Source organism: Martelella mangrovi, assembly GCF_040545495.1.
Taxonomy (GTDB): domain Bacteria; phylum Pseudomonadota; class Alphaproteobacteria; order Rhizobiales; family Rhizobiaceae; genus Martelella; species Martelella mangrovi.
In genome coordinates, this window is record NZ_JBEPLY010000016.1 from 82,219 (window position 1) to 95,793 (window position 13,575).

Annotated in this window: 10 protein-coding genes; 5 read left to right on the forward strand and 5 right to left on the reverse strand. The window is 60.7% G+C overall.

The features are described from left to right. Positions 1 to 5 precede the first annotated feature (5 nt). Positions 6 to 1,424, forward strand: a complete 1,419-nt coding sequence (locus ABID12_RS18585) for a helix-turn-helix domain-containing protein (RefSeq protein ID WP_354435592.1) — start codon at positions 6 to 8, stop codon at positions 1,422 to 1,424. A gap of 18 nt (positions 1,425 to 1,442) precedes the next feature. Here ABID12_RS18585 and ABID12_RS18590 read toward each other — a convergent pair whose 3' ends face one another. Continuing rightward, complete coding sequence (locus ABID12_RS18590) at positions 1,443 to 3,914, reverse strand: heavy metal translocating P-type ATPase (protein WP_354435593.1); 2,472 nt, start codon at positions 3,912 to 3,914, stop codon at positions 1,443 to 1,445. Between the two features lie 241 nt (positions 3,915 to 4,155). Here ABID12_RS18590 and ABID12_RS18595 point away from each other — a divergent pair, with 241 nt between their 5' ends. The 3 genes from ABID12_RS18595 (at position 4,156) to ABID12_RS18605 (ending at position 5,423) form a co-directional block, all read left to right on the forward strand. After that, complete coding sequence (locus tag ABID12_RS18595) at positions 4,156 to 4,482, forward strand: hypothetical protein (RefSeq protein ID WP_354435594.1); 327 nt, start codon at positions 4,156 to 4,158, stop codon at positions 4,480 to 4,482. Between the two features lie 137 nt (positions 4,483 to 4,619). Next, entirely contained in the window at positions 4,620 to 4,979 is a 360-nt protein-coding gene (locus ABID12_RS18600) for a penta-EF hand family protein (protein WP_354435595.1), read from the forward strand. 12 nt (positions 4,980 to 4,991) lie between these two features. Beyond that, a complete protein-coding gene (locus tag ABID12_RS18605; protein ID WP_354435596.1) occupies positions 4,992 to 5,423 on the forward strand; it encodes a hypothetical protein in 432 nt (143 codons plus the stop codon). A gap of 36 nt (positions 5,424 to 5,459) precedes the next feature. On the opposite strand, the gene ABID12_RS18610 is transcribed toward ABID12_RS18605, so the two are convergent. Continuing rightward, entirely contained in the window at positions 5,460 to 7,979 is a 2,520-nt protein-coding gene (locus ABID12_RS18610; protein WP_354435597.1) for a mechanosensitive ion channel family protein, read from the reverse strand. A 296-nt stretch (positions 7,980 to 8,275) separates the two neighbouring features. On the opposite strand from ABID12_RS18610, the gene ABID12_RS18615 reads away from it, so the two are divergent. Further along, positions 8,276 to 8,860, forward strand: coding sequence for a VCBS domain-containing protein (locus tag ABID12_RS18615; RefSeq protein ID WP_106304382.1), 585 nt, complete (start codon positions 8,276 to 8,278; stop codon positions 8,858 to 8,860). A gap of 106 nt (positions 8,861 to 8,966) precedes the next feature. Here the strand turns inward: ABID12_RS18615 and ABID12_RS18620 are convergent, their stop codons facing one another. The 3 genes from ABID12_RS18620 to ABID12_RS18630 form a co-directional block, all read right to left on the reverse strand. Further along, positions 8,967 to 10,364 carry a toxin-antitoxin system YwqK family antitoxin gene (locus tag ABID12_RS18620; protein WP_354435598.1) on the reverse strand — a complete coding sequence of 466 codons (1,398 nt, stop codon included), beginning with the start codon at positions 10,362 to 10,364 and terminating at the stop codon, positions 8,967 to 8,969. Further along, positions 10,361 to 12,550: a hypothetical protein gene (locus tag ABID12_RS18625; RefSeq protein WP_354435599.1), complete on the reverse strand. Its 2,190-nt coding sequence runs from the start codon at positions 12,548 to 12,550 to the stop codon at positions 10,361 to 10,363. The genes ABID12_RS18620 and ABID12_RS18625 overlap by 4 nt, the downstream gene beginning before the upstream one ends. Before the next feature lie 227 nt (positions 12,551 to 12,777). Further along, entirely contained in the window at positions 12,778 to 13,557 is a 780-nt protein-coding gene (locus tag ABID12_RS18630; protein WP_354435600.1) for a YciC family protein, read from the reverse strand. Positions 13,558 to 13,575 lie beyond the last annotated feature (18 nt).

Below are 13,575 nucleotides of genomic sequence, written 5' to 3' on the forward strand. Positions count from 1 at the left end.
GACCGGTGGCGGAAAAGAAGATTTTTGCAGGGCCGCGCCTGCGGCGGATCCGCAAGGGGCTCGATCTGACGCAAACCGCGATGGCGGAGGCGCTTGCGATCTCGCCGTCCTATCTCAACCTCATCGAACGCAACCAGCGGCCGCTGACGGTGCAGCTTCTGATGAAACTGGCGAGCGTCTACGACATCGATATCGGCGAGTTGCAGGGCGAGAGTGCGGGCACGATCAGCCAGCTCAAATCGGTGTTTTCCGATTCACTGCTTTCCGGCGAACTGCCCGGCGATCAGGAGCTTCTGGAGGTGGCGGAGGCCGCCCCCAATGCCGCGCTCGGCATGATCAAGCTTTACCGCGCCTATTGCGAACAGGCCGCGCGCCTTTCCGACCTCACAGCGCTTCTGGCCCATGAGGGGCGCGAAACGCACCTGCCGGGCAAACGCCTGCCGCATGACGAGGTCCGCGATGCGATATCGCGCCGCCCCTATTTCTTCGACGCGATTGACCGCGCCGCCGAGGCCCTGCACGGCGAACTCGATCCCGGCGACGATCTTTCCGCCGCGCTGAAGACATGGCTGATGGAACGGCATGGTATTGCCGTCAGGATCCTGCCGCCGCATGCCATGGTCAATCTCGGCCGCCGCTTCGACCGGCACACCATGCGCCTGTTCATCTCGGCCCGCTTCGGCCCTTATGACCGCCAGCGCGAAATCGCCATAGAGGCCGCCCTGCTGGCGCTTGCCGAGCCGATAGCCGATGCGGTCGGCGGCCTCGGCCTCTCCAGCGACGAGGCCCGGCGGATTGCCCGTTTCGAACTTGCCCGCTATGCGGCTCTGGCGCTGATGATGCCCTACGGGCCATTTATCGAAGCCGCCCGCCGCGACCGCTTCGACATCGGCCTTCTGCGCGGCCGGTTCAACGTCTCCTTCGAGCAGGCGGCAACCCGCCTCATCAGCCTGCAGCGTCTGGACAATGCCGGCCTGCCCTTCTTTGCCATGGAGATCGATCAGGCCGGCAACGTGCTCAGACGCATCGGCGCGGAAGGCTTTCCCCATGCGGGCTTTCGCGGCGAATGTCCGCGGCTCGACCTCTATGACGTTTTCGCACGGCCGGGCCGCATCGTGATCCAGAATGTGGAAATGCCCGATGGCGTGGGTTATCTCGCCCTCGCCCACACGCTGGAAGGCCCGGAACCGGCCCTTGGCGAGCGCCCTCACCTGACGGCAATCCTGCTCGGGTTGCGGCGCGACCACGCCGCCGCCACGGTTTACGGCGCGGCGGGCAATGCCGCCGCAGAGCCCGTGCCGGTCGGCCCCGTCTGTCGCCTTTGCGAGCGGTCGGGCTGTCTGTCGCGTGCCGAGCCGCCGGTCACCCGGCCGCTCGGTCTTGACGAGATGGTCGCCGGCCTTTCGGCCTTCGACTTCCGCTAGCGCCTTTCCGCAATTGCCCTAAAGCTTCGTTGCCCTCAGCCGCAGCGCGTTGCCGATGACCGAGACCGAGGACAGGCTCATCGCCGCAGCCGCGACGATCGGCGACAGCAGGATGCCGAAGAAGGGATAGAGGATGCCCGCCGCCAGCGGAACGCCGGCGGAGTTATAGACAAAGGCGAAGAACAGGTTCTGGCGGATATTGGCCATGGTCGCCTCCGCAAGGTGGCGGGCGCGGACAATACCGGTCAGATCGCCCTTCACCAGCGTGATACCGGCGCTTTCAACGGCCACATCGGCCCCCGTCCCCATGGCAATGCCGACATCGGCCGCCGCCAGCGCCGGGGCATCGTTGACGCCGTCACCGGCCATGGCGACGGAGCGCCCCTCGCCGCGCAGCCGCTCGATCAGGTCGTGCTTGTCCTCAGGGCTTACGCCGGCGTGAACCTCATCGATCCCGAGCGTGCCCGCAACAGCCTTCGCGGTGGCCTCGGCATCCCCCGTTGCCATCACGATGCGCATGCCGGCCTCGTGCAGCGCGCGGATTGCATCCGGCGTGGTGTCCTTCACCCGGTCGGCGACCGCGACGATGCCGGCAAGCGAGCCATCGACCGCGACGAACATCGCCGTCTTACCCTCGCCCTGCAAGGCGTCAACGCGCTCTTTCAGAGCGCTGATATCGACGCCCTTCGCCTCCATCAGCGCGGTATTGCCGAGCGCGACCTGTTTTCCGTCCACGGTTCCGGTCACGCCCTGCCCGGTGACGGCATCGAAATCGCTGCTGTCCTTTTCCGGCGCGTCCGCCTCGCGCGCACCCGAGACGATGGCCTCGGCCAGCGGATGCTCGGAACCGCGCTCCAGAGCCGCGGCAAGCGACAGCAGTTCGGCGCGCTCGCCCCCGTCCACAGTTTCGGCATCGGTGAGCGCCGGCTTGCCTTCCGTGAGCGTGCCGGTCTTGTCGACCACCAGCACATCCACCTTGGAAAAGCGTTCCAGCGCTTCGGCATCGCGGATCAGCACGCCGGCATGCGCGCCGCGTCCGGTGGAGACCATGATCGACATCGGCGTTGCCAGACCAAGCGCGCAGGGGCAGGCAATGATCAGCACAGAAACGGCGGCGACAAAGGCATAGGAGAGCGCCGGCGACGGCCCGAAGATGACCCATGCCAGAAAGGCGATCACGGCCACGGAGACGACGGCGGGCACGAAATACGCCGCCACCCGGTCCGCCATCGCCTGGATCGGCGCACGCGAGCGCTGGGCCTTGGAGACCATATCGACGATCCGTGAAAGCGTGGTTTCCGCGCCCACACTTTCCGCCCGCATCAGGAAACTGCCGGTCTTGTTGAGCGTGCCGCCGGTGACCGGTTCTCCCTCGGTCTTTTCAACCGGAACCGGCTCGCCGGTGATCATGCTTTCATCGACGGAGGAATGGCCCTCTGTCACAACGCCGTCGACGGGAATGCTTTCACCGGGGCGCACACGCAGCACATCGCCGCTCTGCAGCGTATCGACCGGCACGTCTTCCTCACCGTCATCGCTCACCTTGCGTGCGGTCTTCGGCGCCAGATCGAGCAGCGCACGGATCGCGTCGCCGGTGCGTTCACGCGCGGCAAGCTCCATCACCTGGCCGATCAGCACCAGCACCAGAATGACGGCCGCCGCCTCGAAATAGACCGGCGCCATGCCCGCACTGTCGCGCATCGTTTCCGGGAAAAGGCCGGGCGCGACAAGCGAGATGACCGAGAAGAGATAGGCCGCGCCCGTGCCGAGCGCGATCAGCGTCCACATGTTCGGGCTCTTGTTGCCGATCGAGGCCCAGCCGCGCTTGAAGAACGGCCGGCAGATGAAGACGACGGGCGTGGCCAGTGCGAATTGCAGCCAGCCGAACAGCGTATGGCCGAACCAGTCTTCGAACGGCAGACCCAGATGGCTGCCCATTTCGAGCACGAAGACGGCCAGCGCCAGCGGCGCGGTGATCATCAACCGGCGTTTGAAATCGACATATTCCGGGTTCGGTCCGGTATCCGCCGACGGCGTCACCGGCTCCAGCGCCATGCCGCATTTCGGGCAGTCGCCGGGATGGTACCGAATGATTTCGGGATGCATCGGGCAAGTGTAGCGCGTGCCTTCCGGCTGGGGCTCCGGTTCAGGCCTGCCTTCGCTGTAGCGCTCGGGATCAGCCTCGAATTTCGACTGGCAGCCCTCGGAGCAGAAATAGAACCGCTCGCCTTCATGTTTGAGCATGTGTGCAGCGCTGGCGCGATCGACAGACATGCCGCAGACCGGGTCTTCTGCCGTCAGAAAGGCTTCCGGTTCCTGCAAGAACCGGTCGCGGCATTTTTCCGAGCAGAAGTGAAACAGCCGGTGATCATGTTCGGCCGTTGGCTTGCCGGCATCGGGATCGACGATCATGCCGCAGACGGGATCGCGCACAGTCTTTTCGTCGGACGGCGCGGAACCGCTTGAATGATCCGTGTGAGAATGCTGCATCCTTGACCTCCTGTCGGGTTAGTGTGACCGATATAGGGATTCCAGTCACTGGAAGGTCAAGGGCGACGTCCATTGTTCCTAACGTTACGCGCCAAAAGGACGGGCCTGAAAACAGGGCCGCCAACTCCGATTTGAGGCAAGGCGGGACGGTATGATCCTGATCAATTCCAAGCCTTCATAAAATGTGCCAGATTTGCCAGCAGCATCTACGTTGCTTGAAGACTGACGAATCGAAGACACCATGTTCGGCCGATTGCGCGCATTCATTGTTGCCATGATTTTCCTGCTCGGCCTTGTCGGCGGCGCGGGAACGGCCTTCAGCTATCAGCCTTCCGACATGGCGGTCTGCAATGCGCAGTCGGTTTCGATCCAGGCTTCCGCAGATTGCGGCAAGAGCATGATCCATACGTCGTGCCTTTATCATGGTGCGTGCGGGCTGTTCCTGCCCGCCGACATCGACCGAGGCATTGCTCGCAGCGGCGTTTCGGTGCGCGGCGTCCTGCCGCCCACGGTCCTGACGAGCCTGCCCGTCACCCCGGAAATCCCCCCTCCCATCTCCGCGCTCTGAAGCGTTCGCAGCCCTTTCAACAGGTAAAAGCCTACCGTTCTGCGAACCATAAATTCTCACTCCATGTGTAAATAATATCTTTTTTTACAATGGATTGCGATCCATTATTCAGAAAACGCTCAAGACGGAGATGATCCATGAGCAAGATCGTTATCGCTTCCACACTCGCGCTCGCCTTCGGTATCAGCGCAGCCAATGCCAACCCTGCCCACCATCCGGCAACCGGGGCAGACACCAATGCCGGCAGCATGATGCAGTCCGGCATGATGACCGGCCCGATGATGGGTGGCTCCATGATGAACGGGATGATGAACCCCGACATGATGGTGATCATGCTTGACGCCGATGGCGACGGCAGCCTGTCGCTTGCCGAGTTCCAGGGCATGCATGAACGCATGTTCGGTTATCTCGACAAGAATGGAGACGGCATGCTCGATGCCGCAGAAATGCAGGACCATCACGCCGGCGCCATGGCGCACGGCAATGACAGCGAGTAAGGAGGAACTCCAATGCTGAAACACATTCGCAACCGCGCCGTCTCTGGTCTCGCCGGTATCGGTATCGCCGCCACCCTGCTCGTTGCACCGGCCGCAATCAGCGCCCAGCAGCCCGTAATCCCGGAAGGTGAAACCATTTCGTCCTGGGTCGAGAACGGCCAGAACGGGCGCTACCTGCTGCAGATGCTCGAAGGCGAAGTTCCCGCCGGCGAAACAGCGATGACCGGCGTCATCCTCAGCGACACCGATTGCGCACCCGACGCCGACGGCATCAATCATTGCAAGAATGAAATCCGTCTCGAAAACGGCAGCGTGATCAAGGGCACCAACAATCACCGCATGAGCGTGAACCGTTGCCTGAAACCGGGCGAAACCGTCACGGTATCACCGCTGAATGATGGATGGGCGGTCGTGCTCACCAGCGAGCACGAGGCAACCCGATAACAGAAACTGCCACACGAGGCCGCGTTTTGCGCGGCCTCACCGCCAGCCAAACCGGAAAAGACGGAAACGGCGTTTCTGCACATTCGGGCGCTCGGGGCCGACGGGTCTGAACTGCTCGCTTTCCGGCGGCGCGCCTTCGGGCGGATAGTTAAGCGTGTCCTGCAGTTTCGCGACTTCTTCGGCGGTCAGGTTCGGAAACGGCAGCGTGCCGCCGGTACGCCACTTTGCGACCTCGTCTTCGGCCTTGCCGCCCCTTTCCGGATCAATGCCGCGATCACGCGCAAAGTAGAGCGTCTGGGCCGGATAGGCGAAATCGGTCCCGGATTCTTCGACAAGCGCCATCATCCGAAACACCACATCTTCCTGTATTGCCAGAAAGTCGGAATAGTCGGTGGTCTGGATATAGGCGAAAATCTCGTATTCGACCCGGTTTTCCGTAACCCCCAGAAGCCGCACGCGGGCCGGGTCCGGCAGAACCTTCGGGTGCGCAATCAGCATCCGCCGGATTTCCGTCAACAGGTAACGCAGTTGGTCGGGGCGGGTTTCCGGGCGCAGCGCAAATGTCCGGCGCATCAAAATACTGTCGCGCCGCGTGAAATTCTCGATATTGGAACTGATGAAATCGGAATTCGGTATCGTCAACAGCGTTCGCTCCAGCGTGCGGATCACGGTCGAGCGCAGGCCGATATGTTCGACCGAGCCGATACGCCCGTCGAAACGTCCGAAATCATTGACATCGACGGGCCGGTCCACGAACAGAATGAAGGCCGAGATCACGTTTTCCAGCGTCGAACGCGCGGCAAAGGCAATCGCGATGCCGCTGATGCCGAGGCCGGCAACGGCTGCGCCATAGGGAATGTCCAGCGCCTCCGCAAAGACCAGTATATTGACGCAGAGCACCAGAACCTTGGCGACGCCGACCAGAAGCGACGACAATATCTGGCCGCGTGGATTGACCAGCCCTGCCCGCGTGATCGCGCTGTGAATCCGGTCAACCAGCCAGAACTCGATGGGAATGGCGCCGGCGATGATCATCAGGACCGCCATCGACTTGATCATGCTGCCGAACTGGGACGGCAGGCCGAGAATGGCAAAACCGGCATAATTGATGATGCCGAACACCAGCAGGCGAATGCCCCAGATCGCAAATGTCACATTCTTGGCTGCCGCACCGCTCCGCCGGGCGATCCATGACAACGCCGCGCCAATGAGGAAAGCTGCCAGGACAGCCGCCACAAACACGGTCGTCAGCCCCGCCCATTGCCAGGCTTCCAACGGCCCCACGAGTTGAAGGCCCGCCGGAACCGTGCCGGCGACAAAGGCCCGCAGCTTGAAATAATGGGCTTTCGAATGGGTGTCATACGGCAGCACCCGCACGGCTTTGGGCAGGACTTCCGTAGCGGCATAGAGCGAGCGGACCGAGCTTACGGTTTCCGGTGTGAATTTCCACTGCACCCCGTCATCGGTCTCCGTCGGCGCCAGAACGATATCGCCGGCCGGATGGGTGAAATAGATGAACGGTTCCCGTGAGCCCGGATCGTTGGGAATTTCCTGAAACACCACCTCGCCGATCCGCGCGATTACCTCGTTCAGATATTCGGCGACCAGAACGGATTGACGATCTCGCACGACAGAGGGCAGTTCGGAAAGATCAAGCGCGGCGACGGCCGTTTCCCGCAATGCAGGGCCGCCACGCATGGCATCGATAAAGCTTTCCATCGCCGCCCTTGGCGTGGAACCATCGAAGCGCCCGCCGCTGCGGTAGACAGCACTGTCCGTTTCGTCCGAAATCTCGGCAAAAAGACGTGTAACGGTTTCAGCTGGCGGCGCGATCATGAACCAGTCCTCGCCGACCCGGCGGAACTGCAGCGGAAGCGTCCGCCCGTCATAACGCGTCAGCACCAGTTCGGCCTCGTCGCCCTCCGGCGATTGTGTCTCGAAAATATCGGGATCGACGGTGAACTGGTCGAGCAGAAGGATCAGCGGCGCCAGTTCACGGGCATGGTTTTCCCGTCCGCCGCCCGGAAAGATCAGCAGCGACAGCAGATCATCCTGAAATTCCAGACGACCGCTCCCGACCGCTTCGGCGGCGATCAGAAAGGTGCGCAGGGTTTCCGACGGCGACGACTGGAAGGCGCGCAGATCCTGATCGTGGTCGAAGCCGATGCGCGAGCCCGTCCACCACTGGGTGTTGCCGAAACGGCCGACAAAACTCTGCCCGTCGTCCGACATGACGAACTCGAACGAGCCGCTGCCCTTCGGCGTATTCCATGTGCCGACAAGCCGGTTGCCTTCGACCTCGCCCTCAAGGCGACCGTTATAGGCCGGGTAACGGCCGGTGACCTGGTTGTCTTCCTGCTGCAGGTAGACGCGTGCGCCGCCATCGAACCAGCGCGAAAGCCACGCCCCGGTCCAGCTATGTGAGGCCGCCATGGCAACCGAACCGGCACCGGCGAAAAAGATAATCCCGAAAGCGGCAATGACATGAAAAAACACCCGGTACAGCGAACGGCCCTTCATGCCCTTGCCGATGGATCGTGATGTTGTCGCTTTCAAATCCTGCCTGCCCCCGGTGTCATGCCATATCCCCCGGCCCCGCTGCTGTGCCCCAAGCCGAAGCCGGGATTAAGATCGAACAACCATGCAAGGTCAATACATACGCGGCAAGAAACCGGCTTTGCCCGCGTAGATACCGTCCGGCTTCACGGTCTCAACTACTGATTGGATATTTGCTTTACGCTGACATTCGAGATCACGATATAGACTTTTATATCATTGAAATGACGTAGTATTCTGATTAGATCGTATCCCTTCACCTACATAACAACGCCTTCTCGAGGATTTCCCTGCATATGAAATATCTTCCGCTTGTCATCCTTTTATCTGCCTCCGCCGCATTCGCTCAGGACTGGGCCGACCCGGATCATCCGGAAATCGATTATTCCGGTTTCTACGGCCAGATTGCCTCGGAAAACGGCTACAAGGAAATGGTCGGCTGGTGGTCCTATGGCGACGATTCCAAGGGCTATGACGATATCGACCAGCTGATGGTTGCGGCCAATGAATATCAACTGATGACCGAGAAAAAGCACTGGACGCTTGCCGGCGAATGCCTGGATGGCACGCTCATCGTCGCGCTCGACCACGATATTACAGCCAAGCCTGACAGTTTTGCAGTGGCCGATGACGGCTTTATCGACGTGAATTACACGGTCGACGGTGACCGGCATTATGAGGAAGGCTGGGTCAACACCATGGAGGGCGTGCGCGCCGCTCTTTTCAATGAAGACGCCCACACCATCCTGAAGGACTTTTCCGAAAGCAGCGAGGTCACGTTCAATGTCTCCAGCGCGGACGGCACCGCCCATGAACTGACATTCGACCTGACCGGATCGGATGAAGTCCTGCCCAGGCTTTTTGCCGAATGCGGCCTTTGAGATACAGGCGCTTCGGGCCGGTGAGCGCATGATGATTACTGGCCTGATGAGGTGAACAGGCGCAAGGGCCCGCATTCGAAAAATGCGGGCCCTTGCTCTTTCCGGCTTATTCCGTTTCTACAGGAATTCCCGTTTCTTCCAGCCAGTCATTGCGCCACAGGTTATGGGCGTAGGCGCCGGTTTCATCGTAGAAGGTGGTATACCCGTCGCGGTCGCCATCGCGCCACATCTGCACTTCCTCAATCGCGCCGTCTTCGGCAAAGATATAGTGCGGACCATCCTCGACGCCGTCGCTGTAGGTCGTCACTTCCAGTCGGTAGCCGTTCTCGTCAAGCAGGCTCCAGCGTCCCTGTCTGATGCCGTTCTCATAATGGCCTTCCCGAAAACGGGTGGTATAGGGTGACGTTTCGCGCCAGCCGCCTTCCTTCTCGCCGTTTTCGTAATATCCGGCAACAATGACTTCGTCATCGCGATATTCCGCATAAAGCCCGTCCAGAACGCCGTGATCGTAGTTCTCCACCTTTCTGAGACTACCGTGCATGGTGGTGGTGCGCTGCTCACCATCAAGCTTGCCGTCATCGTCGTAGAATTCATGCACGACCAGAACGGAACCTTCGATCCGCTTCCATTTGCCGACGCGCTTGCCGTGATCGTAATGGCCGCGTTCGATCTCACTCCCCCGCCACACGCGGGTATATAGACCGTCCTCCTCGCCATCGACGAAGTGAACCCGCGTGGTGATCTGATCGATCTTCGTTGTCGAGACAAACAGCCCCTTGTATTCGCCATCGACAAGCTCGCGCCGGTCCAGCATTTTGTCGCCGCGATAGAGGGTGATCAGAAGATAGCCGTCGGTCTTGATTTCGGTATCGACAAGCTTTCCGTTGGTCTCAACGGTCTTCCAGCCCTTGCCGTAGCCCTCGATCTCGACCGGCTCTTCCAGCCATATCTGCTTGCCGTCCTTCCATTTTTCGTTGCGCACCATTTCGCCGTATTCATTGTAGTCGACCTGCGATACAAGCGCGCCCTCGCGAGACCAGCGACGTTCGCTGCCCGTCGGCAGCCCCATGTCGAAATGGCGCTCGGCCCGCTTTTCCCCGGATGGCCAGTATTCCAGAACATCGCCATCCAGTTCGCCATCGCTATAGTGGCTTTGCTCGATGAGATTACCGTCTTCGTCCCATGTCTGAGCATCGCCGTGCGGTTGGCCGTCAGCGTTGAGCGGTACGCGCTTGCGGACCTGACCTTCAGGATAATAGAGCTCATATTTATCGACCCTGTGGCCCTCGCCCAGCGTCGGCTCGGTATTCCAGACGCGGGCGTACCGGTTGCCGTCGTCATCGTAGACATCGATCGTATAGACGCCGTATGTGCCGTCTTCAGGCGGCGTATATGTGTAGGCACCGTCGGGATCGGGGTTCAGGTCCCGGTCGACTGTCGCGGCAAGAGCCGTCGTGCCGGCCAAAAGAAGGGACAGGGCGGTTGTTGTGAGTAAACGGATCATTGAGCGTCCTCCTGCTCTTCCGGCGCGGGAATTGGCGCGGGCAGTTCCGGGAAGGTAACCGTGAAGCGGCGGGTGACCGGCTCCGGTTCGACAACAGCCTCCAGGATGCGCGCCGGCTTGCCTGCCGCACGGAAATAACCTCCCTCGAAAAGCGCATCGGCAATCGTATCATCCATCCACAGCCTGCCGCTGTCCGGCGAAACCAGTGCCAGCGCTGCATCGTTCTTGTCGACAAGGCGGAAATGATCGTTGAATTCGGCGATGGTCATCGATGGGTCCACACCAAGCATTTCCGGTTCGATCTGCCAGGGGCGTTCGGAATCGGGTGTGATCCCGGCATCCTTCCAGACCAGGGTCGAATCGCACTCCAGCACCGCTTCAACCGTGCCGTGATCATAAAAATGCGTGCGGATACCGTCTTCGGTCTGCAGTTCCAGAAGACGGGTGCCCTGATAGCCGCTGCCATCGGGCGCCTTTTGCACGAATGTCAGCGCGTGACCGGCCAACGGCGCCGGCTCCGCCAGTTGCGCGTCGCAATGTTCGGCCTGCAACATCGGCAGCCGAAAACGCAGTGCTGCGCTTTCCAAGCCTTCCGGGGCGATATCTTCCAGCGCGACCGGTTCACCGTCGCGAAACAGCAACTGTTTTTTCGGCTCGCTGTCCGGGTTCAGCCGTTCACCGCGCTCGGTCAGAAAGCCGACCTGTCGCGTCATCGCCGGCTCATCGGCAAACCGGTTCACCCGGACCCTGATTTCATCCGGCATCTCATCGGCCTTCAGCGCAATGAGAAGTGCATTCTGATCGGGGGTCGCCAGAAGGCGCACCTGACTTTCGGTCGGCGTCAGCCAGTCCGCACCGCGATCGCCCGCATAGATCATGCCCTGCACATCGCTGCCTTCGGGAAAGGACCAGTTGAAATAATCCGACGGCCCGCCCGAAAGCAGCAGCTCATAGCCTTCGTCTGCGGGGCTGAGCGTTGCGGTCACGCCGTCACGGCTCACACGCGCATTGCCGTCCTCTTCCGGCTGAAGCGTCAGGACGAATGATTCCGGCGGATACCAGTCGATGTCGGCGCGCACTTCCGTGGCGCGGGCCAGATCTTCGCGGGCATCGCCAATCCCTGTCGGGCGGGCCCTGATATAGGTCTGGAACGGATCATCGCCGTAGCCCGGAAAGGTTATCGGTTCGCTCGTGATCACCCGGGTTTCGAGTGGCCGCTCGCCTTCAAAAAGCCTGACATCATGGATCTCGAACCGGCCGATATTGTCGCCGATGGCGGCCGTATGGCCAAGGGTAAGGCTCAAGGCATCATCATCGGCTTTATCCGCCGTTCCGAAAGGATGCGCGAAAATCTGCGTTGCGTCCGGCACAGGTTCCGGCGGCGGCAGCGGACCTTCCGGCATGGGGTACCATTCCGGCTCGTCACGGGCAAAATCGGCATAAACGCCCTTGGGGTAATCGGCCGGTGCCATGGCAAGGGTCTGGCGGATATGGTCACCATCCTTGTCTTCGATATCGAGCAGGGTTTCATAGGTCATGACCGAGCGTTCCACCCAGCCGGTTTCACGGTCCAGCACCGAAACGCCGGACAGTTTCCGGAACGGCCCTGCCCCGTTATAACGGACGAAGACCTGATCCGGCGTCACTTTGGTGACCGTCACGTCGACATCGCGGACCAGTTCCAGATCGGCCGTCGTGCTCCAGCCTTCCTCGGCCTCGATGGCAACAGGCGGCACGGGCTGTTCAAACTGTTCGGTTATCTGGCCAACCATCTGGTCGGGCATCTCGCCGCCGCCGCGCGCCGAAAAGTCGACCAGCCGCCCTTCATCCAGATCCACCAGCGCGGTAAACCCCTCGCGCAGCAGATCGGTTGCATCATCGGGAATATCCCCCAGCGCCGTGCTGAATGTGCTCATACCGCTGTCGAAAACAGTCCACAGCGGATAGATATCGATCATGAACTGATCGTCGGCATTGCGTCCGTTTGCGACAAAGCGGGTCAGCGCCGAGATATGGTTGGTGTCATCGAAATACCCCGGATCATCCGGATTGCCGAACCGCACCGACATTTCCAGATGATAGGTGCGCTCGCTGCCGTCGGGAGGATTGAAAGTGATGGTCTCTGCTAAGGCCATGCCGGGCATGCCGGCCACTGCGAGAGCCAGCCACAGGCGTCGATAGGTCATGCTTTCTCCTTCAATTGCGCGCAGTCTTGCAGCATCGAAATCGGCATGACAAGTGCCTCAAAGTTGCGATTTCCCCTTTAAAATCATACGTTAACGTCAATTCTAAAAACACGCATCGCGTGTTTACCCCTGGGCGGCACCCTCAACAGACAGATACAAAAAGGCCGCCCTGACAACAGGACGGCCTCGCATTTTTGCAATTGTTCAATCGCAATCAGCTTCGGTTTTTAGTCAAAAACCTCGGCGAGATCGGCATAGCCGACGCCTTCCTTGATATCGCGCAGTCTGGCGTAGGCCACCGAGACGGCGATCGACAGCAGTGCGGTCGTGATACCGTTGATCAGCCCCAGCACAATCGCAACGAACAATGCCGGAATCGGCAGGAATGCAGCCACCATCGCAACGAGGAAGGTGATGACGCTGATGATGATGTAGGTCACGACGATGAAACCCACAACCGGCCAGCGATAGCCTTTCGTGAGCTGGCTGCTGCGCGAAAGGGCGCCGAACCCGGCGCGTTCAATCATGATGGCGGGGACGCATACCGCCCACACACCGCACAACCACAAGCCGGGAACCAGAAAGAGCATCGAACCGACGGCAATGCCAAAGGTCGCAATGAGCGTGATGATAATCAGGGCCGGAAGGCGGCGCGCCGTTTCACCGAGATAGGCATTGAAACGAACCGGCCGTCCGGCCTTGGTGTCATACGCCGCCAGAACCATCATGCCCGTCATGATGGAATAGGCAATCATCGGCACCACGCCGACCACCATAATCGCAGTAGCGGGAGACTGGACCATCGCATTGCTGGCAGCCACATCGGGGTCCAGCGGATTGCCGGCGCCCATGCCGATAAAATAGGATACGAGCTGGACCACAATGCCGGGAATGGCCGCCAGCAGGAGGAATGTGAAAAACCGTTGGCCCATAACGGAGAAGGTCTCACCGATCCGCTCGCCAACACCAAAGGCGGGCTGAACCGTCGTTGCGTCTGTTGAAGTCATTATCGATCTGCTCCTTGA

Bases quoted from the DNA above. Each gene is read 5' to 3' on its own strand.
- ABID12_RS18630 (WP_354435600.1), bottom strand. From the start codon at position 13,557: ATGACTTCAACAGACGCAACGACGGTTCAGCCCGCCTTTGGTGTTGGC.
- ABID12_RS18605 (WP_354435596.1), top strand. From the start codon at position 4,992: ATGCTGAAACACATTCGCAACCGCGCCGTCTCTGGTCTCGCCGGTATC.
- ABID12_RS18595 (WP_354435594.1), top strand. From the start codon at position 4,156: ATGTTCGGCCGATTGCGCGCATTCATTGTTGCCATGATTTTCCTGCTC.
- ABID12_RS18620 (WP_354435598.1), bottom strand. From the start codon at position 10,364: ATGATCCGTTTACTCACAACAACCGCCCTGTCCCTTCTTTTGGCCGGC.
- ABID12_RS18590 (WP_354435593.1), bottom strand. From the start codon at position 3,914: ATGCAGCATTCTCACACGGATCATTCAAGCGGTTCCGCGCCGTCCGAC.
- ABID12_RS18600 (WP_354435595.1), top strand. From the start codon at position 4,620: ATGAGCAAGATCGTTATCGCTTCCACACTCGCGCTCGCCTTCGGTATC.
- ABID12_RS18615 (WP_106304382.1), top strand. From the start codon at position 8,276: ATGAAATATCTTCCGCTTGTCATCCTTTTATCTGCCTCCGCCGCATTC.
- ABID12_RS18625 (WP_354435599.1), bottom strand. From the start codon at position 12,550: ATGACCTATCGACGCCTGTGGCTGGCTCTCGCAGTGGCCGGCATGCCC.